Annotated in this window: 18 protein-coding genes; 10 read left to right on the top strand and 8 right to left on the bottom strand. The window is 59.4% G+C overall.

Going from position 1 to position 22,108, the window contains the following annotated elements:
* Positions 1-19: 19 nt before the first annotated feature.
* Positions 20-979, bottom strand: a complete 960-nt coding sequence (gene trxB, locus BKX96_RS26765) for a thioredoxin-disulfide reductase (protein WP_077185917.1) — start codon at positions 977-979, stop codon at positions 20-22.
* Between the two features lie 305 nt (positions 980-1,284).
* Between trxB and BKX96_RS26760 the strand changes: the two genes are divergently transcribed.
* The 6 genes from BKX96_RS26760 (at position 1,285) to cysG (ending at position 8,915) form a co-directional block, all read left to right on the top strand.
* Positions 1,285-3,693: a DNA translocase FtsK gene (locus tag BKX96_RS26760; protein WP_046817201.1), complete on the top strand. Its 2,409-nt coding sequence runs from the start codon at positions 1,285-1,287 to the stop codon at positions 3,691-3,693.
* Between the two features lie 68 nt (positions 3,694-3,761).
* Positions 3,762-4,385 (top strand): outer membrane lipoprotein periplasmic chaperone LolA, encoded by a 624-nt coding sequence (gene lolA / locus BKX96_RS26755; RefSeq protein ID WP_077185916.1) that lies wholly within the window; start codon positions 3,762-3,764, stop codon positions 4,383-4,385.
* Positions 4,386-4,527: 142 nt separating this feature from the next.
* Positions 4,528-5,850 (top strand): replication-associated recombination protein A, encoded by a 1,323-nt coding sequence (locus BKX96_RS26745; RefSeq protein ID WP_046817177.1) that lies wholly within the window; start codon positions 4,528-4,530, stop codon positions 5,848-5,850.
* Positions 5,850-6,224, top strand: a complete 375-nt coding sequence (gene crcB, locus BKX96_RS26740) for a fluoride efflux transporter CrcB (protein WP_046817178.1) — start codon at positions 5,850-5,852, stop codon at positions 6,222-6,224. Before BKX96_RS26745 ends, crcB begins: the two co-directional genes overlap by 1 nt.
* Positions 6,225-6,239: 15 nt before the next feature.
* The gene (gene serS, locus BKX96_RS26735) at positions 6,240-7,520 is read left to right on the top strand and encodes a serine--tRNA ligase (protein ID WP_046817179.1); all 1,281 of its coding nucleotides are present in this window, start codon (positions 6,240-6,242) and stop codon (positions 7,518-7,520) included.
* Positions 7,521-8,915, top strand: a complete 1,395-nt coding sequence (gene cysG, locus BKX96_RS26730) for a siroheme synthase CysG (protein WP_077185915.1) — start codon at positions 7,521-7,523, stop codon at positions 8,913-8,915. It begins immediately after the preceding gene.
* A gap of 123 nt (positions 8,916-9,038) precedes the next feature.
* On the opposite strand, the gene BKX96_RS26725 is transcribed toward cysG, so the two are convergent.
* From BKX96_RS26725 to BKX96_RS26715, 3 genes are all read right to left on the bottom strand, one after another.
* Positions 9,039-10,040 (bottom strand): glutathione S-transferase family protein, encoded by a 1,002-nt coding sequence (locus BKX96_RS26725; RefSeq protein WP_077185914.1) that lies wholly within the window; start codon positions 10,038-10,040, stop codon positions 9,039-9,041.
* 90 nt (positions 10,041-10,130) lie between these two features.
* On the bottom strand, positions 10,131-11,132 hold the full coding sequence (locus BKX96_RS26720) for a glycosyl transferase family protein (RefSeq protein WP_077185913.1): 1,002 nt from the start codon (positions 11,130-11,132) through the stop codon (positions 10,131-10,133).
* 769 nt (positions 11,133-11,901) lie between these two features.
* Positions 11,902-12,108: a helix-turn-helix domain-containing protein gene (locus BKX96_RS26715; RefSeq protein WP_077185912.1), complete on the bottom strand. Its 207-nt coding sequence runs from the start codon at positions 12,106-12,108 to the stop codon at positions 11,902-11,904.
* A 102-nt stretch (positions 12,109-12,210) separates the two neighbouring features.
* On the opposite strand from BKX96_RS26715, the gene BKX96_RS26710 reads away from it, so the two are divergent.
* Positions 12,211-12,798 (top strand): VspR family transcription factor, encoded by a 588-nt coding sequence (locus BKX96_RS26710; protein ID WP_077185911.1) that lies wholly within the window; start codon positions 12,211-12,213, stop codon positions 12,796-12,798.
* The gene (locus tag BKX96_RS26705; protein ID WP_077185910.1) at positions 12,795-14,195 is read left to right on the top strand and encodes a DEAD/DEAH box helicase; all 1,401 of its coding nucleotides are present in this window, start codon (positions 12,795-12,797) and stop codon (positions 14,193-14,195) included. The genes BKX96_RS26710 and BKX96_RS26705 overlap by 4 nt, the downstream gene beginning before the upstream one ends.
* A 347-nt stretch (positions 14,196-14,542) precedes the next feature.
* On the opposite strand, the gene BKX96_RS26700 is transcribed toward BKX96_RS26705, so the two are convergent.
* The 4 genes from BKX96_RS26700 to BKX96_RS26685 form a co-directional block, all read right to left on the bottom strand.
* Entirely contained in the window at positions 14,543-15,553 is a 1,011-nt protein-coding gene (locus BKX96_RS26700) for a YeiH family protein (protein ID WP_077185909.1), read from the bottom strand.
* 58 nt (positions 15,554-15,611) lie between these two features.
* Entirely contained in the window at positions 15,612-16,928 is a 1,317-nt protein-coding gene (locus tag BKX96_RS26695) for an MFS transporter (protein ID WP_077185908.1), read from the bottom strand.
* Positions 16,929-17,069: 141 nt separating this feature from the next.
* Complete coding sequence (locus BKX96_RS26690; RefSeq protein WP_316252132.1) at positions 17,070-18,725, bottom strand: 3-(methylthio)propionyl-CoA ligase; 1,656 nt, start codon at positions 18,723-18,725, stop codon at positions 17,070-17,072.
* Positions 18,718-19,785, bottom strand: coding sequence for an alpha/beta fold hydrolase (locus BKX96_RS26685; protein WP_256721657.1), 1,068 nt, complete (start codon positions 19,783-19,785; stop codon positions 18,718-18,720). The genes BKX96_RS26690 and BKX96_RS26685 overlap by 8 nt, the downstream gene beginning before the upstream one ends.
* Before the next feature lie 108 nt (positions 19,786-19,893).
* Between BKX96_RS26685 and BKX96_RS26680 the strand changes: the two genes are divergently transcribed.
* Positions 19,894-20,943, top strand: coding sequence for an AraC family transcriptional regulator (locus BKX96_RS26680; RefSeq protein WP_077185907.1), 1,050 nt, complete (start codon positions 19,894-19,896; stop codon positions 20,941-20,943).
* Between the two features lie 270 nt (positions 20,944-21,213).
* Positions 21,214-22,083 (top strand): TauD/TfdA dioxygenase family protein, encoded by an 870-nt coding sequence (locus BKX96_RS26675; protein ID WP_218639289.1) that lies wholly within the window; start codon positions 21,214-21,216, stop codon positions 22,081-22,083.
* Positions 22,084-22,108 lie beyond the last annotated feature (25 nt).

Below are 22,108 nucleotides of genomic sequence, written 5' to 3'. Positions count from 1 at the left end.
CCCGCCGTGAAGTGTGCAGTCAAACAGCGGGAATGTCGTCGAGGTATTTTTCCGCATCGAGGGCGGCCATGCAGCCGGCACCGGCGGACGTGACGGCCTGGCGATAGACGTGATCGGCAACGTCACCTGCGGCAAACACGCCTTCGATGGCGGTGGCCGTTGCATTGCCGTCGCTGCCACCGTTGACCAGCAGATAGCCGTCACGCAGTTCCAGCTGACCGGTGAACAAATCGGTATTGGGTTTGTGGCCGATGGCGATGAACACGCCGGTCAGCGGCAGCTCGGTGATTGCACCGGTATGACTGTCGCGCAGGCGCGCGCCGGTCACGCCGCTGGAATCGCCCAGTACCTCGTCCAGGTTCTGGTTCCAGTGCAGGCGAATATTGCCCTTGGCGGCTTTTTCGAAGAGTTTGTCCTGCAGAATCTTTTCCGAGCGCAACTTGTCGCGACGGTGAATCAGATGGACTTCACTGGCGATGTTCGACAAATAAAGCGCTTCTTCGACGGCAGTATTGCCACCGCCCACCACCGCGACCACCTGGTTGCGATAGAAAAAGCCGTCGCAAGTCGCGCAGGCCGAAACCCCTTTACCCGCGAAAGTCTCTTCCGAGGGCAGCCCCAGGTACTGTGCCGAGGCGCCGGTGGCAATGATCAGGGCGTCGCAAGTGTAGGTGCCACTGTCACCGATGAGTTCGAACGGGCGCTGTTGCAACTTGGCGGTATGGATGTGGTCGTAAACGATCTCGGTGGCAAAGCGCTCGGCGTGTCTTTGCATGCGCTCCATCAGGACCGGACCGGTCAGGCCTTCGACATCGCCTGGCCAGTTATCGACTTCCACGGTGGTGGTGAGCTGGCCACCTGCCTGTATGCCGGTAATGACAACGGGTTTGAGGTTGGCGCGAGCGGCATACACGGCTGCGCTGTACCCGGCGGGACCGGAACCCAGGATGATCAGGCGGGAATGCTTCGCTTCGCTCATAAAAACACCTCATAAGCCTTTGTCACAAAAGAGAATGCGTGCTCAAATTGAGTCGCACGTAATGTGCTGTTGACTATGCTACACCCAAGAGTTGCCAGCATGGCATCGCGCGTACAAACCCGTACAATGCCTGGCTGTAACAGTGTTTGTAACAAAATAGGCATCGCGTTTGGTGTTTATGAAAACCGATGCGCAGTGTTAAAAGTAGACCCGGTTACGCCTGTTAACTTTTTTACCTGCCTGGATTGGGCAGTTTTATAGTCATTCAACAGATGGACGCGCCATTGGCGCAGGAAAAGCAGGTTTTGAAGAAATCCACCGCAGCACCCAAAACAGTTGTGCCACTTTGGCGCCAGCACTTGCACTACCGCCTCAAGGAAGGTGCATTGATCGCCATCGGTGCGTTGTGCCTGTTCCTGATGATGGCCTTGCTGACCTATGGCAAGGACGATCCGGGCTGGAGCCATAACAGCAAGATCGACGATGTTCAGAACTTCGGCGGCCCCGCTGGCTCCTACAGCGCCGATATCCTGTTCATGGTGCTCGGTTACTTTGCCTATATCTTCCCGCTGTTGTTGGCGATAAAGGCCTACCAGATCTTCCGTCAACGCCACGAGCCGTGGGAATGGAGCGGCTGGCTGTTCTCCTGGCGCCTGATAGGCCTGGTATTCCTCGTCCTGTCCGGTGCCGCGCTGGCGCACATCCATTTCCATGCCGCGACCGGTCTGCCGGCCGGCGCTGGCGGGGCGCTGGGCGAGAGCCTTGGCGACCTGGCGAAGAACGCGCTGAATATCCAGGGCAGCACGCTGCTGTTCATCGCCCTGTTTTTGTTCGGCCTCACGGTGTTCACCGACCTGTCATGGTTCAAGGTGATGGACGTCACCGGCAAGATCACCCTCGACCTGTTCGAACTGTTCCAGGGCGCCGCCAATCGTTGGTGGGCGGCCCGTGCCGAGCGCAAGCAACTGGTCGCACAACTGCGTGAAGTCGATGACCGCGTGCACGATGTGGTCGCGCCGACCGTCACCGACAAGCGTGAGCAGGCCAAGGTCAAGGAGCGCCTGATCGAGCGCGAACAGGCGCTGAGCAAGCACATGTCCGAGCGCGAGAAACAGGTGCCGCCGGTGATCGCCCCGGCGCCACCCAAGCCGCCAGCGCCAAGCAAGCGCGTGGAAAAAGAGAAGCAGGCGCCGTTGTTCGTCGACAGCGCGGTGGAAGGCACCTTGCCGCCCATCTCGATACTCGACCCGGCGGAAAAGAAACAACTCAATTACTCGCCCGAATCCCTGGCGGCCGTCGGCCACCTGCTGGAAATCAAGCTCAAGGAATTCGGCGTCGAAGTCACCGTGGATTCGATCCACCCGGGCCCTGTGATTACCCGTTACGAGATCCAGCCAGCGGCGGGGGTCAAGGTCAGCCGTATCGCCAACCTCGCCAAGGACCTGGCGCGATCCCTGGCCGTGACCAGCGTGCGCGTGGTGGAAGTGATTCCGGGCAAGACCACGGTCGGTATCGAGATTCCCAACGAAGACCGGCAGATCGTGCGCTTCTCCGAAGTGCTGTCGACCCCCGAGTACGACAACTTCAAGTCCCCGGTCACCTTGGCCCTGGGCCACGACATCGGCGGCAAGCCGGTCATCACCGACCTGGCGAAGATGCCGCACCTGCTGGTGGCCGGTACCACCGGTTCCGGTAAGTCGGTGGGTGTGAACGCGATGATCCTGTCGATCCTGTTCAAGTCCGGCCCGGAAGACGCCAAGCTGATCATGATCGACCCGAAAATGCTCGAATTGTCGATCTACGAAGGCATTCCGCACCTGTTGTGCCCGGTGGTCACCGACATGAAGGACGCCGCCAACGCCCTGCGCTGGAGCGTTGCCGAGATGGAGCGACGCTACAAGCTGATGGCGAAGATGGGCGTGCGTAACCTGTCCGGCTTCAATGCCAAGGTCAAGGAAGCGCAGGACGCCGGCGAACCGTTGAGCGATCCGTTGTACAAGCGCGAAAGCATCCACGACGAAGCGCCGTTGCTGCAGAAGCTGCCGACGATCGTGGTGGTGGTCGACGAATTCGCCGACATGATGATGATCGTCGGCAAGAAGGTCGAGGAACTGATCGCCCGTATCGCCCAGAAGGCGCGGGCGGCGGGTATCCACCTGATCCTCGCGACCCAGCGTCCGTCGGTGGACGTGATCACCGGCCTGATCAAGGCCAACATCCCGACCCGCATGGCGTTCCAGGTGTCGAGCAAGATCGACTCGCGGACCATCATCGACCAGGGCGGTGCCGAACAATTGCTCGGCCACGGTGACATGTTGTACATGCCGCCGGGTACCAGCCTGCCGATCCGGGTTCACGGCGCGTTCGTGTCCGACGATGAGGTTCACCGCGTGGTCGAGGCCTGGAAATTGCGTGGTGCGCCGGAATACAACGACGACATCCTCAACGGTGTCGAAGAGGCGGGCAGCGGCTTTGAAGGCAGCAGCGGTGGCGGCGACGGAGATGATCCCGAGGCTGACGCGCTGTATGACGAAGCGGTGCAGTTCGTCCTGGAAAGCCGTCGCGCGTCCATCTCCGCGGTCCAGCGCAAGCTGAAGATCGGCTACAACCGTGCCGCGCGCATGATCGAAGCCATGGAAATGGCCGGGGTCGTGACATCCATGAACACCAACGGTTCGCGTGAAGTCCTGGCCCCTGGCCCGGTGCGCGACTGACCCGATACTGAAAAGGGGCGGCGTCCTTTGGCGTCGCTCGCACTCCCACGAATATCAAGAGGACTCCCATGCGTCTGATCCGCATGCTGTTGCTGCCGGTACTGGCTTTGAGCACGCTCACCGCCCACGCCGATGACAAGGACGTGGCACGCCTGACCCAATTGCTGGAAAAATCCCAGACCCTGACAGCGCGCTTCTCCCAGCTGACCCTCGATGGCACGGGTACGCAGTTGCAGGAAACCGCCGGCGAGATGTCGCTGCAGCGCCCGGGCCTGTTCTATTGGCACACCAATGCGCCTGCCGAGCAGACCATGGTCTCCGATGGTAAAAAGGTCACACTGTGGGACCCGGACCTGGAACAGGCTACCATCAAGAATCTCGATCAGCGCCTGACCCAGACGCCAGCACTGCTGCTGTCCGGTGACGTGTCGAAGATCAGCCAGAGCTTCGATATCAGCGCCAAGGAAGCCGGGGGCGTGATCGACTTCACCTTGAAGCCGAAAACCAAGGACACCCTGTTCGACAGCCTGCGCCTGTCGTTCCGCAATGGCCTGGTCAACGACATGCAGCTGATCGACAGTGTCGGCCAGCGCACCAATATCCTGTTCACCGGGGTGAAGGCCAACGAGCCGATCCCGGCATCCAAGTTCAAGTTCGACATCCCCAAGGGTGCCGATGTAATCCAGGAATAAAACGCAACTCCTGTGGGAGCGAGCCTGCTCGCGAAGAGGGCGTGTCAGTCGCCATCCATGTTGACTGGCATACCGCATTCGCGAGCAGGCTCGCTCCCACAGGGGGTAAAGTGTTAAGCCCAGTGAGGTTTCACAAGTAGTCATGGACCTGTTTCGCAGCGCCCCCATCGCCCAGCCCCTGGCCGCCCGCCTGCGCGCGACCAACCTGGACGAGTATGTCGGTCAGGAACACGTGCTCGCTCGCGGCAAGCCCTTGCGCGAAGCCCTGGAGCAGGGTGCCCTGCATTCGATGATTTTCTGGGGACCGCCGGGGGTGGGCAAAACCACCCTGGCGCGGTTGCTGGCGGAAGTGTCCGAGGCGCATTTCGAAACGGTGTCGGCGGTATTGGCTGGCGTGAAGGAAATTCGCCAGGCGGTGGAAATTGCCAAGCAGCAGGCCGCGCAGTATGGCCGGCGCACGATTCTGTTCGTCGATGAAGTGCACCGCTTCAACAAGTCCCAGCAGGATGCGTTCCTGCCGTATGTCGAAGACGGCACGCTGATTTTTATCGGCGCGACCACGGAGAACCCTTCGTTCGAGCTCAACAACGCCTTGCTCTCCCGCGCGCGGGTCTATGTGCTCAAGAGCCTCGACGAAGCGGCACTGCGTAAACTGGTGCACCGCGCGCTGACCGAAGAGCGTGGCCTGGGCAAGCGCAACCTGACCCTCAGCGATGAAGGCTTCCAGATGTTGCTGTCGGCCGCTGATGGCGATGGCCGGCGCTTGCTCAACCTGCTGGAAAACGCCTCGGACCTGGCCGAAGACAACAGCGAGATCGGCACCGACCTGCTGCAAAGCCTGCTCGGCGATACCCGCCGGCGCTTCGACAAGGGTGGCGAAGCCTTCTACGACCAGATTTCCGCGCTGCACAAATCGGTTCGCGGCTCCAACCCTGACGGCGCGTTGTACTGGTTCGCGCGCATGATCGATGGCGGCTGCGATCCGCTGTACCTGGCCCGGCGCGTGGTGCGCATGGCCAGTGAAGACATCGGCAATGCCGACCCGCGGGCGCTGAGCCTGTGCCTGGCGGCGTGGGAAGTGCAGGAGCGCCTCGGCAGCCCCGAAGGCGAACTGGCGGTGGCCCAGGCCATCACCTATCTGGCCTGCGCGCCGAAAAGCAACGCGGTGTACATGGGCTTCAAGACTGCGCTGCGTGCTGCCGCCGAACACGGCTCGCTGGAAGTGCCGCTGCATTTGCGCAACGCGCCGACCAAGCTGATGAAGCAGCTCGGTTATGGCGACGAATACCGTTATGCCCACGACGAACCGGATGCCTACGCCGCCGGAGAAGACTACTTTCCGGAAGAACTCGAGCCCATCGCGTTCTACCAGCCGGTGCCCCGTGGCCTGGAGTTGAAGATTGGCGAGAAGCTCAATCACCTGGCCAAACTCGACCGTCTAAGCCCCCGGCAGCGGAGAAAATAGTGCTTGGCTTGATCGCTGCAGTATCTGCCGGCGGAGTGGCCGGCACCTTGCTACGCTTTGCCACGGCTAACTGGATCAATGCTAATTGGCCGCGGCACTTCTATACCGCGACGCTGGCCGTTAATATCGTCGGCTGTTTGCTGATCGGCGTTTTATACGGTCTGTTTTTGCTACGCCCGGAGGTGCCGATCGAGGTGCGCGCCGGGTTGATCGTCGGCTTCCTCGGAGGGCTGACGACTTTTTCATCCTTTTCACTGGATACGGTGCGCCTGCTGGAAAGCGGGCAAGTGCCGCTGGCCCTGGGCTATGCTGCCATCAGCGTATTCGGCGGGCTGCTCGCCACCTGGGCTGGCCTGTCCTTGACCAAACTTTGATAACGAGAGACCGACATGCTCGATTCCAAACTGTTACGTAGCAACCTTCAGGACGTAGCGGACCGCCTGGCATCCCGTGGCTTCGCCTTGGATGTCGCGCGCATCGAAGCGCTGGAAGAACAGCGCAAGACCGTCCAGACCCGCACCGAAGCACTGCAGGCTGAACGTAACGCGCGCTCCAAATCCATCGGTCAGGCCAAGCAGCGCGGCGAAGACATCGCGCCGTTGATGGCGGATGTCGAGCGCATGGCGGGCGAGTTGAGTGCCGGTAAAGTCGAGCTGGACGCGATCCAGACCGAGCTGGACTCGATCGTCCTCGGCATTCCCAACTTGCCGCATGAGTCGGTGCCGATCGGCGAAGACGAAGACGGCAACGTCGAAGTGCGCCGCTGGGGTACACCGACCGCATTCGATTTCCCGGTTCAGGACCACGTCGCCCTGGGCGAAAAATTCGGCTGGCTCGACTTCGAGACCGCCGCCAAGCTGTCCGGCGCGCGCTTTGCGTTGCTGCGCGGCCCGATCGCCCGTCTGCACCGGGCCCTGGCGCAGTTCATGATCAACCTGCACGTCACCGAGCACGGCTACGAAGAGGCCTACACGCCTTATCTGGTCCAGGCCCCGGCGCTGCAAGGCACCGGCCAGCTGCCGAAATTCGAAGAAGACCTGTTCAAGATCGCGCGCGAAGGCGAAGCCGATCTGTACCTGATCCCGACCGCCGAAGTGTCGCTGACCAACATCGTCGCCGGCGAAATCGTCGATTCGAAACTGCTGCCGATCAAGTTCGTCGCGCACACGCCGTGCTTCCGCAGTGAAGCCGGTGCGTCGGGTCGCGACACCCGCGGCATGATCCGCCAGCACCAGTTCGACAAGGTCGAGATGGTGCAGATCGTCGAGCCGTCGACTTCGATGGAAGCGCTGGAAGGCCTGACCGCCAACGCCGAGAAAGTCCTGCAGTTGCTGGAATTGCCTTATCGCACGATTGCCCTGTGCACCGGCGACATGGGCTTCAGCGCGGTCAAGACCTACGACCTGGAAGTGTGGATTCCAAGCCAGGACAAATACCGCGAAATCTCGTCGTGCTCCAACTGCGGCGACTTCCAGGCCCGCCGCATGCAAGCGCGTTTCCGCAACCCGGAAACCGGCAAGCCGGAACTGGTACATACGCTGAACGGTTCCGGCCTGGCGGTCGGTCGTACCCTGGTGGCAGTGCTGGAGAACTACCAGCAGGCCGACGGTTCGATCCGTGTGCCGGAAGTACTCAAGCCGTACATGGGTGGCCTTGAGGTCATCGGCTAAATGAACTATCTGCCGCTGTTCCATAACCTTCGCGGCAGTCGTGTGTTGGTCGTCGGTGGGGGGGAAATTGCCTTGCGCAAGTCCCGCCTGCTGGCCGATGCCGGTGCGCTGCTGCGGGTGGTCGCACCTGAAATCGAATCGCAGCTGCGTGAGCTGGTCAGCGCCCACGCTGGCGAGTGCCTGACGCGCGGTTACGTCGAGACGGACCTGGACGGTTGCGCGCTGATCATTGCCGCCACCGACGACGAAGCGTTGAACGCACAAGTCTCCAAGGATGCCCATCGGCGGTGCGTGCCGGTTAACGTGGTGGACGCGCCGGCCCTGTGCAGCGTGATCTTCCCGGCGATCGTCGACCGTTCGCCGCTGATCATTGCCGTGTCCAGCGGTGGCGATGCGCCGGTGCTGGCGCGGTTGATCCGCGCCAAGATCGAGACCTGGATTCCTTCCACCTACGGGCAGCTGGCTGGCCTGGCGGCGCGTTTCCGTCATCAGGTGAAAAAGCTGTTCCCGGATGTGCAGCAGCGCCGGGCGTTCTGGGAAGACGTCTTCCAGGGCGCGATTGCCGACCGGCAACTGGCCGGGCAGGGCGGTGAAGCCGAGCGTTTGCTGCAGGCAAAAATCGAGGGCGAAGCGCCGGTGGCGACCGGTGAGGTGTATCTGGTCGGTGCCGGGCCGGGTGATCCGGACCTGCTGACCTTCCGCGCCTTGCGCCTGATGCAGCAAGCCGACGTGGTGCTGTACGACCGCCTGGTGGCACCGGCGATTCTCGAGTTGTGCCGTCGCGATGCAGAGCGCGTCTACGTCGGCAAGCGCCGCGCCGATCACGCCGTGCCCCAGGACCAGATCAACCAGCAATTGGTCGACCTGGCCAAACAGGGCAAGCGTGTGGTGCGGTTGAAGGGCGGCGATCCGTTCATCTTCGGCCGTGGCGGTGAAGAGATCGAAGAACTGGCGGCCCATGGCATCCCGTTCCAGGTCGTACCGGGCATCACGGCGGCCAGCGGTTGCGCGGCCTATGCCGGGATACCGCTGACCCACCGTGATTACGCGCAATCGGTGCGGTTCATTACCGGTCACCTGAAGGACGGTTCCACTGATCTGCCTTGGGCCGACCTGGTCGCGCCCGCGCAAACCCTGGTGTTCTACATGGGCTTGGTGGGCTTGCCGAGCATTTGCGAGCAGTTGATCAAGCACGGACGCGGAGCGGATACCCCGGCGGCGTTGATCCAGCAGGGCACCACGGTCAATCAGCGCGTCTTCACGGGCACCCTGGCGGACCTGCCGCGGCTGGTGGCGGAGCATGAAGTGCATGCGCCGACCTTGGTGATCGTGGGGGAAGTGGTGCAACTGCGCGAAAAACTGGCTTGGTTTGAAGGGGCTCAGTCACAAGTCTGAGCACCGAGTCGCCTCCATTCGCGAGCAAGCCCGCTCCCACATTCAATCGCATTCTTCAGTTAGAACTCGGTTAAATGTGGGAGCGGGCTTGCTCGCGAAGAGGCCCTCAAACCTTTATCAAACTCAAGCCTTGCGCCAAACCCCTTTCCCGCTCAACCGCTCCCGGTCATGTCCCGCGGTGAAATCCTGTTGCGGTCCTTTCGGCACAATCCCCGTCGGATTGATGGTCTTGTGGCTGCCGTAGTAGTGGTTCTTGATGTGCTCAAAACTCACCGTCTCGGCAATCCCGGGCCACTGGTAAATCTCCCTTAGCCAGTTCGACAGGTTCGGATAATCGGCAATGCGCCGCAGGTTGCACTTGAAGTGCCCGTAATACACGGCGTCGAAACGAATCAGCGTGGTGAACAGGCGGATGTCCGCTTCGGTCAGGTACTCACCGGCCAGATAACGATTGGCATCCAGCAATTGTTCCAGTCGCTCCAGTTCTGCAAACAATTCGTCGAAGGCTTGTTCATAAGCGTTCTGCGAAGTGGCAAACCCGGCGCGATACACGCCGTTGTTCACCGCCGGATAGATCCGCTCGTTCAGCGCGTCGATCTCGCTGCGCAGCGCCGGCGGATAGAAATCCAGGTCATTGCCGGTCAATTCATCGAAGGCGCCGTTGAACATGCGGATGATTTCCGCCGATTCATTGTTGACGATGCGTTTCTGCTGGTTGTCCCACAGCACCGGCACGGTGACGCGGCCGGTGTAGTCGGCGGTGTCGGCGGTGTAGCGCTGGTGCATGAAGTCGAAATGATCGAGCTTGTCGCCAGTGGAGCCGTGAGACTTGTCGAAGGTCCAGCCGTTCTCCAGCATCAAGTAGCTGACCACCGACACCTCGATGAGGTTTTCCAGGCCCTTGAGTTTACGCAGGATCAGCGTGCGGTGGGCCCAGGGACAGGCCAGTGAGACGTAGAGGTGATAGCGACCGGCCTCGGCAGCAAAACCACCGACACCATTGGGGCCGGGTTGACCGTCAGCGGTGACCCAGTTGCGACGTTGCGCCTGTTCACGCTGGAACGCGCCGTCCTTGCTGCTTTCGTACCATTTGTCCTGCCAGCGACCTTCAACTAACAAACCCATGTCCGAGACTCCTCAACCGATAAGCGTTGGAGAGGAGTCTAGGCTGATAGGTTCGATAAAAAAGCGCAAAGCTTGACGCGTTATGATCGATTAAATCGATCTATCCCGCGCATCCCAATACTGTTGGGCTGTTTCGAACGCCTGCTCGCGGCTCTGGCCGAGGCCACGCAACGCCAGGGCCATGGTCGAGACCAGGGCCATTTGCGGGTAGCTGTCCACCACGTCGCCGCGCCATACGGCTTTCAGATGCTCGGGTTCCAGGCTGGCGGGTTTGACGTGACGCTGGCTCGACAGTTGCGGCCATTCCTCATCCCAACTCTCGCCGCCGCTGGTGCCGTACAGGTGGCTGTCGGCGTCGGGGTTTATCTCGATCTCGCCGCCATCGCCCTTGACCACGATCGCGCTGTCGCCGAGCAAGCCGCTGGCATCGCGGTGCACCGCCTGGTAGCCGGGGTGGAAGATGCTTTGCAGGCCGCAACGGGCGCCCAGCGGGTTGAGAATGCGTGCCAGCGAATGGATCGGCGAGCGCAGGCCCAGGGTGTTGCGCAGGTTGATCATGCGTTGCAGCTGCGGTGCCCAGTCCACCAGCGGCATGAAGGCCAGGCCGCCGTTGTCCAGCGCCGTGCCCACCTGCTGCCAGTCGCGGCACAGCGGGATGTTCAGCTCATCCAGCAATTGTTCGCTGTAGAGCCGTCCCGCGGTGTGCGCACCGCCGCCATGCATGAAGATCCGCACGCCGTTCTGCGCCAGGCACTTGGCCGCCAGCAGGTACCACGGCAGGTGACGCTTCTTGCCGGCATAGGTCGGCCAGTCCAGATCCACCGCCAGGGCAGGCGCCTGCAAGCGTTCGCGCAGGGCCTCGGTGAAGCCGGCCATTTCCTGCGCGCTTTCTTCCTTGTGGCGCAACAGCATCAGGAAGGCGCCGAGCTGGGTGTCCTCGACCTTGTCGTCGAGCACCATGCCCATGGCGGCGCGGGCTTCTTCGCGCGTCAGGTCGCGGGCGCCACGCTTGCCTTTGCCGAGGATCCGCACGAATTGGGCGAACGGGTGCTCGGCAGGCGTTTCGAGGGTCAGCGCTGGGTAGTCGGTCATATGTTCCGGAGCCTTGCTAACAGTTACATGTGTTTTATCTTCCATAAATCAGTCACTTACCTAAATTAACTCTTTTCAATTATTTTCCAACGCGTGGAACAAATGAGCGATCCATCTGATGAGTACGTTTCAACTTCTTATGAAGTAGCGGCAACCGGTGTGGCGTAGGCCATTGCGGTTCACGCTATAGGGGCGTGGACACCCTGTCCAGTGAGAAGACAAGCAGCGACGTCGGCCTTGTGGAGGCAGAGTAGGTGGGTCCCCCTTCAGCACACGCAGCTGGCATAGACAAATAGTCCTGAGCTTGGGTCTTGGGCTTTTCAGCAGTGCCAGCGATCGCATCGCAGCATCAATGAAGATGCTCTTCGGAATCTCGTTGGGCTACGCCGATCATGGCCGTATGGGCATGGTATTCACATGGGCAAATGCCCCATCGATGCCCATATCCTGTCCGGGGGTGCGAGCGAAGTGCTGCCTTCAAATGGTCGCCAGACCTAACGCAACCTTCCTCCAGGTTGACGCTCGGTACGCCAGCTGTATTTTAAGTTCGTTCTTGCTAAGCGAATTTGTAACTTGGGGTATCAATCTCCAAAGACCAGTCGTCTTTTTCGAGATCTGGTGAGGCACCGTAAGCGTAACTCGTACTTAGCTGTCAGCGGTTTAAAGCGTTGCTTAGCAAATTGGGAAAGTGTCTAGAGAGTCCGTGCCGATTCAGTTGCCAGGCAGTTACGTGCAGATTGTTTAAACGGTTATTAATTTAAGTATTTTTCTACGGTAACAACTCCGCAGGGTCACAGCCCAGGTTTTCGGCAATTTGGTACAGCTTTTCGACCGTAATATTGACTTCGCCCCGTTCAATTCGGCCCATGTAGCTTCGGTCTACTTGGCAAATCAGAGCGAAGACGTCCTGCGATAGACCTTTTGCTTTCCTCGCTTGCCTGATCTTTTTCCCCAATCCTTTCGCCAGATTCCCCATAGCCGCCTCGACATATATGAGGAAGGACTATCGAGTGTTTGCGGACGATTCGGCCACGGACTATAATCCGCATTTTTGTTTAAAGATCATTGAGGCGCCTGCATGAAACAGGATTTATTCGAATTTGACAGGCAGCTCCATTCTCTGCTGTGCGAGCACTTTTCTAGGGAATTCACGACCCGTCAGTTGAGAGACGCGTATGCGGCACTCCTTCCTCCCTCAAGCTTTCGGCTCGCGGATGTGCGCGTTTATGTTTATGAACAGATCCGAAGATTAATTCGCGTTGGCTGGGCGGAGATGTCGGTGCAGCGCCAGAAGCGGGGCCAGGTGTTTCGTATGTTGGAGATGCCGCAACGGCTGCAGCTTGTACTGGTCGATGGAAACTTCTCCATGACCGTCGACCCTCTGGACGCTTCAGCAGATGGGGGAAGAGAAACACCCTGCTCTGTGCCTAGCTCAAAGGAAGGGCAAGAAGACCAGGCCCGCCTTCAAATGATGCTTAAGGAGACCCGGCTTGATCTGCTCTCATCCTTGGGGGAGACCGAGCGGTACAAGCAGTTATTTGAGGAAATTCCTCATCTGAAGGGACGTTTTGAAGGGGTATATCTGGAAGCCCGCGACAGGAGCTCAAAGCTCCTTGGTCACGTTCGTGCAATCGAGAATACACTTAAGGCGATTTCTGCCGCATGAACTCTACTCTTAGGGCATGGCAACACGACTGCATCACGATGGCTCTGCAGCACTACACCCAGCAACCTCATTTTTTTTGCCAAGCAACTCCCGGTGCGGGGAAGACGAAAATGGCAGCAGAGCTGGCCAAGCAATTGCTGCTGCAAGACAAGATAGATCTGATTCTTTGCTTTGCTCCGTCAAGGCAGACCATGGATGGTTTTCAAAAAACGTTCTCCGCCGTTATCGGGAGGCGCCTGGATGGCTTGATCGGTGCCGTCGGCGTTGCTTGCACGTATCAAGGAATGGAATATCGAGACGCAGCGTTCTGGAGGCTGTTCGACGATTACAGGGTGTTCGCAGTTTTCGATGAAATCCATCACTGCGCAGGCCATGACTTGCTGTTAAGCAATGCATGGGGGCAGCAGATTGTTCAAAGGATACAAGATCGAGCCACCTTTACTCTTGCCCTCTCGGGGACACCCTGGAGGTCTGACCAGAAAGCCATCGCGCTTGCTCGATATTCTCAGCCAGATGGGGTGTTGATCTGTGATTACCGATATGGCTTGCAGGAGGCAATCGCTGACGGCGTATGTCGGTCGCCGCGCATCGTCGTATTGGATAACAACATGGTGAGGGTAACTGAAACGCTCTCCACAGAAGGTACCGTCACGACGTTTCCGAGTATCGCCAGGCTACTTTCCGAGTCACCCGTATCCTATGAAGATTTGCTGTTTCACAACGATATCTTGCGGCGGATTCTGTTATTAGGGTGTGCAAAGCTTCGGGATATCCGTGAGCGACACCCGGAAGCCGGGGGCCTGGTAGTTGCGACAAACATTGAGCACGCTCATCGCATAGCTGACCTTATGCGTGCCCAAGGGGAGGTTTGTCAGGTCGTGACCAATAAGACGCCAAACGCGCAGCAGGTCATCAATGATTTTCGACATGGTGGCTGCACCTGGATTATTGCGGTTGGCATGATCAGCGAGGGGACGGACATACCAAGGCTGCAGGTTTGTTGTCATCTAAGTCGTATACGTACCGAACTGCACTATCGCCAGGTGTTGGGCAGAATCCTCAGGCGCTCAAGTGATGCGGATGAAAAAGCTTGGTTATATGTTCTCGCGGAACCAGCTCTTCAGCAATACTCGGAGCGCTTGGCCGATGATCTGCCCGGTGATCATGCCGTATTGAGTGTCATGCGAGCTTCGGAGTTTGAGTGCGACGACAAGAACGACGACAGTCCTGAAGATCCTAGCGGCATTGCAATCGCCATCTTAGGAGGTTCAATGGGCGGCGCCTTTTCTCGAATGGGCAGCGATCACGCAGTTTCGAATTTCGGCTCATCTGAGCCCGCATTGTATGAACTCAACTTTTCACAGCACTACCGGACGCAGCTTCTGAGCGTGTATTGAACGCATGGGTGTACCAACGTAGTTGTGTTTGGAAAAGCTCATTTTCGGCTTGGCTGATCACTGACCTAGCGGGCGCAAACGTCGGTTTCCAAAAGCACGATTGATGAGCAGCAAAACATCGCCTAGCTACCAATCCGGGAAGCCTGTCCGTGCGAAAACAGAAAAACAAGCGTAAAAGCGCTAACCGAGCCGACTCAAGTGTTCATAACAATTTCTCAGGGCAGGAAAGTCGGAGCAAGCAAATTTCGATTAAAAAAATGCCGCGTAACGGAGCAGCTGGTACACAACTCCGACGCGGCAAAAAGCTCTGTTTGACGAGAGCGTCGATAACCCCGCAGGGGTTCGGTCTACATGGCCCAGTGCAGCATCGCCAGCACCAGTGCACCAAGGAATACGGTCTCTCCTACCATCAACAGAATGGGTTTGATCCCCACCGAGGCCAGCTCCTTGAGCTGTGTCTTCATGCCCAGTGCGCTGATGGCGATCACCAGGCACCAACGTGACAGGCTATTGCCGGCATCCTGAACCACCTGTGGAATGAACCCGGTGCTGTTAACTGCGGCAAGGATTACGAACCCCACCGCGAACCACGGCAGTAGCGGTGGCCGCTTGCTTCCAGGTTCGGCACCTCGGGCGCGGGTGATCATGGCCGCGCACAGAATCACCGGTAGCAGCATCGCCACGCGCATCAGTTTCACAACCGTGGCGCTGTCGCCAGTCTCGTGTGACATGCCGTAGCCGGCGCCAACCACCTGGGCCACATCGTGAATGGTTCCACCAAGGAAAAAACCGGCATGCAAGGGCGTTAGATTAAAAAACTGGGCAATCATCGGGTATAGGATCATTGCCAAGGTGGATAGCGCTGAAACGCCGATGACCGTGAACAGTGTCGCCCGTTCCTTCTTCTCATGGCTTGGCAGTGCTGCCGCCAGGGCAAGGGCCGCCGAAGCGCCACAAATGGCGGTGGCGCCGCCCGTGAGCAGGCCGAACAAGGTGCTGAAGCCCATGGCGCGGGCCGCGACGATGGACACCAAGATAGTCACCACCACCAGCGTCACCACCATCACAACCGGCTGCCAGCCAAGGGCAACGATCTGCTCCAGGGTGATGCGGATGCCGAGCAGCGCAACACCGACCCGGAGGATCTCGCGGGCCGTGAACTCGATGCCTGGCTTGCACACCCCGTCACCGGAAAGAAAATTCATTGCCATGCCCAGTAGCAGGGCGAATAGCATCACCGGCGCGCCGTAGTGCTCGGAGAGGAACGTGGCCGCAGCTGCGACCATGGCGCTGACGATAAAGCCGGGCATCAGCATTTGGCTGCGTACCCCCAGCGAGGCAATGGTTGCGGAGCTCATGCAAGTCTCTCCTGGATGCAAGGCAGTGGTTGTGCCACCGGCGACTTGGTGTGGGTGCTCATGAAGTTCTTCCGGGTGACGTGGTAAGAGCGACTGTCGGAACCAGTTTCTGGATATCGCGTTGGTAGTGGCGCTTGCCGTAGCAGAACACGAGGGCCGCAGCGATGCCGATCAGCGGGATCAACTGGAAGGCGCGATCGAGGCCAAAGGCGTCAGCCAGCAGGCCCGTGACATAGGGGCCGGGTGCCTGGCCAAGCAGGTTATTGGCCAGCGCCAGAATGGCAAAGGCCGTGCCGTGCACCGAGGGGTGGGTCAAGTTGGCAATCACGGCGCCGGCGGGGCCAAACGTGCCAGTGACCACCAGCATGGCCAGAGCGATGAAGACCAGTTGCGCCACTCCGGGGGGCAACAGCATGGCCACTGAAAGCAATAGGCTGGTGATCAGGCAATAGGCGATGGACAGGGTAATCTTGCGCTCGGGCGCTTTGCGGCACAGGCGATCGCTGAGGATGCCGCAGAGGATCATGCCGGCGCCACCCGCCAGGATCAGGATGGCGGAGATCATGCCAGCCCGATCGGTGCCCATGTGGTAGTAACGGTTCAGGTAGCTGGGCAACCAGGCGATCAACGAGCCGCCGATGAACATCTGCAGGCCGCTGCCGATATAGGCACTGATGACCGAACGACTGGCAAACAGCGAACGTAGCGGACTCTTGCCGTTTGCTTCGGCGTGTTGGCTTGCGGTCTGATTGCAGTTGCCAAGGCGCCGCTCTTTTACTACCAGTGGATAGATGATGGCGAGCGTCAGGCCGAATGCCGCCATGACGATGAAAGCAGAGCGCCAGCCCAGGTGCTCGGCGATGATGCCACCCAGCGCCATGCCCAGTACGGAGCCAAACATGGCGCCAGCCATGAAGGTGCTGATGAGGGTCGCACGCATCTGCTTGGGAAAGACGGAAAGCACCACAGCGACGCCGACGCTGGCATAGGCTGCCTCGCCGATGCCGACCAACGACCTGGCGAGGAGCATGTGTTCGTAATTTTGTGCAAAGCCGGAGCCAAGTGTAGCCAGGCTCCAGATCGCGGCCATCAGCACCAGGCTGCGAACCCTTCCCCAGCGGTCGGCCATTATTGACATGGGTACGGTCAACAGGCCAACCATCAGACCGACGATGCCGCTCAGCAAGCCCAGTTGGGCGTCGCTCAGTGCCCACTCGGATTTGAGCAGCGGAAAGATTGCATTGAGCACTTGTCGCGACATGTAGTCTGAAATCAGCAAACCGAAACTGAGTGCAAATACGCACCAGGCATACAGTCGGGGCGTGCTGGCGGTTGAAGTTTCGATAGTGTCAGCAAGGGCGTGGTGAACATTCATGGCGATTCCTTGTATCTGCGCTTCTTGTTGTTATTGGACGGTCTTGATCGAACTCGTGAACCGAGCCTTGAGTACCGCGCGGCTCGGGCAAGCATGGGAACATGTTATTACCCGCCCGAGTGCGTTGAGGGAGTCCGGTCCTCAGGCGGTGGGCAGTCGGTATTCCCGGAACATCTCGCGAAGCTTGTTCTTCAACATCTTGCCGGTCGCGCCGAGTGGGATGCTGTCGACGAATACCACATCATCCGGGGTCCACCATCTGGCGATCTTGCCTTCATAGAAGCCAAGCAATTCGTCGCGCGAAAGTTCGCTGCCGGGTTTGCGGGTCACGACCAGGAGCGGGCGCTCATCCCATTTCGGGTGGTGGGCCGCAATACAGGCAGCCATCGCAACCGCCGGGTGGGCCATGGCGATGTTTTCTAGGTCAATGGAACCGATCCACTCACCTCCGGACTTGATGACATCCTTGCTGCGGTCGGTGATCTGCATGAAACCCTCGGCATCGATGGTCGAGACATCGCCTGTCGGGAACCAGCCATCCACCAGCGCATCGCCAGCGTCGCTCTTGTAGTAAGAGGAGATGATCCAGGGGCCGCGCACCATCAACTCGCCTGAAGCTTTGCCGTCGCGGGGGAGTTCCTTGCCATCATCGCCGACGATCTTCATGTCGACGCCGTATACGACCCGACCCTGTTTGCCCTGCAGGACGCGACGTTGGGCGCTGTCCATGGCGAGGTGGCTGGCCTTTGGGGTGCAAACAGTCCCGAGCGGACTTAGCTCGGTCATGCCCCAGACGTGCAACACCTGTACGTCATAGCGGTCCTCGAAGGCCGCCATCATGGCCGAAGGGCAGGCCGAACCACCGATTATCGTCCGGCGCATGGTGGAGAATATCTTGCCCTTCGCCTCGACATGGGCGAGCAGACCTTGCCAGACGGTGGGTACACCGGCGGACAGGGTGACTTTCTCCGCCTCGAACAACTCGTAGAGCGATTCGCCGTCGAGCATTGGCCCGGGAAAAACCAGCTTGGCGCCGACCATGCAGGCCAAGTACGGCAAACCCCAGGCATTGACATGGAACATCGGCACCACCGGCAGGATGGTGTCACGCGCCGAGCAGTTCAAGGCATCGGGGAGAGCTGCGGCGTAGGTGTGCAGAACCGTCGAGCGGTGGCTGTAGAGCACGCCTTTGGGATTGCCAGTGGTACCTGAGGTGTAGCACAGCGACGATGCGCTGTTCTCATCGAAGGTGGGCCATACGAAGTCATCAGCATGGGTTTCGATCAAATCTTCATAGCACAGCAGATCCGGGATCGAGGTGACCGCCGGCATATGCGCCCGATCGGTCATGAGCACGAAACGGGTGATGGTCGAGACCTTGTCGGCGATGGATTCGACCAGCGGCAGGAAGGTCAGGTCGAAGAAGAGGACGCGGTCCTCGGCATGGTCGGCAATCCACTTCACCTGGTCGGCATGCAAGCGAGGGTTCAACGTGTGCAGCACGGCACCCGAGCCGGATACGGCGTAGTACAGCTCCATGTGGCGATAGCCGTTCCAGGCGAGCGTGCCGACGCGGTCACCAAAGCTGACGCCGAGCGTGGCGAGCGCATTGGCCAGGCAACGTGCGCGCTGCCCAAGGGCACGGTAGGTTTGCCGATGGATATCGCCTTCGACGCGGCGGGAGACGACCTCCTGGTCACCATGGTGGCGCTCGGCATGGGTGAGGAGCGTCGAGATCAGCAGCGGCTGATGCTGCATCAATCCATTCATGTTGGACACCGTCTTATTGTTATTCATGTGAAATACCTTGGCGCATAGCCGACGAGGGAGCGACCTGGTTGTCCTCCAGTTGTTCGAGGAATCCGAGAAGCAGCGCGTTGATCTGCTCTGGCGCTTCTTCTGCCGCGGCGTGGCCAACACCGGGCAGCAGTACCTTCTTGCGCAGCCCGACCAGGTAGGTTTCGAGCTGGTCATACAGCCCGCGAATCTGTGGCGGCTCGATGGATGGGTCGTTGGCACCGCCGATGAACATACTGGGCTGCTTTATCACTGCGCCATCGAGAAACGCGGAGATCTCCCAGTTGCGGTCGCGGCAACGGTAGTAGTTCAGGGGGCCGGTGAAGCCGGCACGGGTGTACTCATCCACGTAGTAGTCAATCGCTTGCGGGCTCAACCAGGCGGGGAACACTACCGGATCGGTGAAAGCATTGAGGATGGGCTCGTCCGGCTCGATGAACAGGCGCCAGCGCTCGGCACCGACCGCATCGCCCGAGACCGAGTAGAAGATACTGCGCAAGGTCTTGCGCGTGTCGGCGGCCAGTTCACGATCGGGCTTTTCCAGCTGCTGGAAGTACAGGTGGTGGTAGCCCTTGCCCTTGGCCATCGCCCGTAGCCCATCCGTGGGCCTGATCCGGCCGCGCGCAGGTACTGGTGTGTTAAGCATGACCAATGCGCGAAACAGCTCGGGGCGCAGCATGGCGCAGGCTTGGGCTACCCAGGCACCGAGGTCGTGGCCGACGACGATCGCAGAAGTCTCACCCAGGGCCTCCATCAGGCAGACGATGTCACCCACCGCTTGGCTCATGTCGTAGGCCTCGACCGCCGCTGGGCTGTCGGACATGCCGAAACCTCGCAGGTCTGGAGCGACCACCCGATAACCGGCAGATGCCAGGGCTGGGATCTGGCGTCGCCACATGTACCAGAGGTAGGGGAATCCATGCAGGAGGATGATCAGGGGGCCCTGGCCTTCCTCGACGTAGTGCATCCGGATGCCGTTGATAACAACGAAGTTGTGGGCGAACGCGTCTGGAGCGTCAACGTCCCGCAGGGGCTGGTCCTGGAAATGTTCCAAATTCATCGCAGTACTCGTCATCTTGTTTTTGTATGAGAAGAGCTTGACGAGATAGGGGTGGTTGAGTTTGGCTATTCAGGACACCAACTTATCAAAACGGGACGGGGTGACCGCATGTCCAGCCTGATTCGCAGTGCCTGTTTGACCGGCTATGCGTCCATCGCCCACTCAGTCGGGCTGGACCCGTTCCGGATGTTGCGGCTGGCTAAATTGCCACCCCGCGTGCTTGACGATCCGAATCTTCTGATCAACGGCTATTCGGTCTGCTGGCTGTTGGAAGAGTCGGCACAGCTTTCCGGCCAGGAAGCCTTCGGCCTGCTGATGGCGGAGCGCCGAGACTTGGCCGACTTTGGCATGCTTGCCCTTATGATGCGCGAGGAACCCACCCTGCGCGCTGCGATGGAGTCGTCGGCGCGCTATATGCGGCTGCATAACGCCGGTGTGCAATTGCGCCTTGAAGACGCCGGAGACCTGGTGCTTCTACATGTGGATATACAGCAGAAGTACCCGGGGCTTTTGCGCCAGGTGGTCGAAATCTCGACAGGTATTATTTTTCGGTCCTATCGGGCGCTGGCGCACGATGCTTTCAAACCGGTGAACATCTGTTTCAGCCACGAGCGTCCAGCCAGGTTGGACGTTCATCGCCGCGTGCTCGGAACGGCAATCGACTTTGGGCAGGAGTTCAACGGCATTGTCTGCCGGGCTCGCGATGTGGACTTGCCCATTGTCGCAGCCACACCCAAGCTCAATCGAGAAGTGAAGCGCTGGCTGGACATGCAGTTGACGGACCTGGGCGATGAGCCTCTGGATCAGGCGCGCCAGGTCATAAGGGTGTTGCTGCCGACCGGAACCTGTTCGATTGATCGTGTCGCCGAGCACTTGGGGTTGCATCGCCGCACACTCAATCGGCGCTTGGCGGAAGTCGGCGAGACTGGGCTTTCTGTGGTCAATGCGGTGCGCGTCGAACTCGCCGAAGAGTACCTGTTGTCCAGCAAGCGCAAACTCTACGAAATCGCGGGCTTAGTAGGTTTCTCATCAGGCGCTGACTTCTCTCGCTGGTTCCGTCACCAGTTCGGCATGTCCCCTTCGGAGTGGGCCATACAGCATCGTTCGAGCGCAGTAGTTGGGGCATCCCAACTGACGCTTCCTCTCGGGAAGCATTGAGGAAGCCGGATACCCAGCCGCCCCTCGTTGTCCGAAATTGCCAATATGTTGTCCTGTCTTGCAAAAGCTGTGGCGACGGCAATCCCTAGCATTTCTCCAAGGGTTCGAAGTGGTCATTGGCTCGCTTTGATCCCGTCTGATTAGCCGGGTATGCGATTGCATGCCGGCGTACACCAGAGACTGGAGATTTCAATGATAAAAACAACAGCTTCTCAAAACAGTTCATCGCAATCACCGGCGATCATCCGTCCTTCGGCTCTTCAACATTCGATCAAGGTTGAGCTTTGCACGCCGAACATCGGCGCCGAGATCAGCAACATCAGCCTGGCCGACGCTGCCCAGGACCCTGAAATGATCGCGCAGATCCGGGCTCTGTGGCTCAAGCACAAAGTGCTGTTCTTCCGTGACCAGGACATCACTCCGATGGATCAGCAGAACTTCGCCGCGCAATTCGCCGAGTTGGAACCCCATCCCGTTGCGCCTAGCCATCCGGAGGCGGACAAGTTGCTGATGCTGTACCGCAATCTCGACCCAAACAAGCAGAACATGGTCGAAAAGATCAGCCGCGAAAACCTTTGGCATGCCGATGTCACCTTCAAGAAGGCACCGCCCCGCGGCGCAGTGTTGCGCTGCGAACTGGGTCCTGAGTCCGGCGGCGACACCATTTGGTCCAACATGGTGATGGCGTATGAAAGCTTGCCCGACACCATCAAGCAACGAATCGATGGCTTGTACGCCAAGCACGATGCCGAGCACGCCTTTTTCGCCCAGATGCCGATCGCCGATCGTCACGCGATGGCCGCGAAGAACCCCGTCGCCGAACATCCGGTTGTACTTATCCATCCTGAGACGGGCGAAAAGGTGTTGTTCGTCAACTCGGCTTTCACCACCCATTTCTCGAACTTCTACACCTTCAAGGACGTCCGTTGCGGCCAGGACTTCAAGCCGGAAGCCAATAATCTGTTGAATTATTTGATTTCCCAGGCTGCGATTCCGGAATACCAAGTGCGCCTGAAGTGGCGACCCAACACCGTCGCGATGTGGGACAACCTGTTGTGCCAGCACTACGCAGTGGCCGATTACGGCAATGCGCCGCGCAAGATGCTTCGCGCGACATTGACCGGTACCCCTCTTAACTGATCCACCCCAATTCCCAGAGGTCTTC

Origin of the sequence: Pseudomonas putida, from assembly GCF_001976065.1 — a bacterium.
Taxonomy (GTDB): domain Bacteria; phylum Pseudomonadota; class Gammaproteobacteria; order Pseudomonadales; family Pseudomonadaceae; genus Aquipseudomonas; species Aquipseudomonas serbica.
Note: the sequence above shows the minus strand (reverse complement) of the source record. Positions and strands in the feature narration are given on the sequence as shown.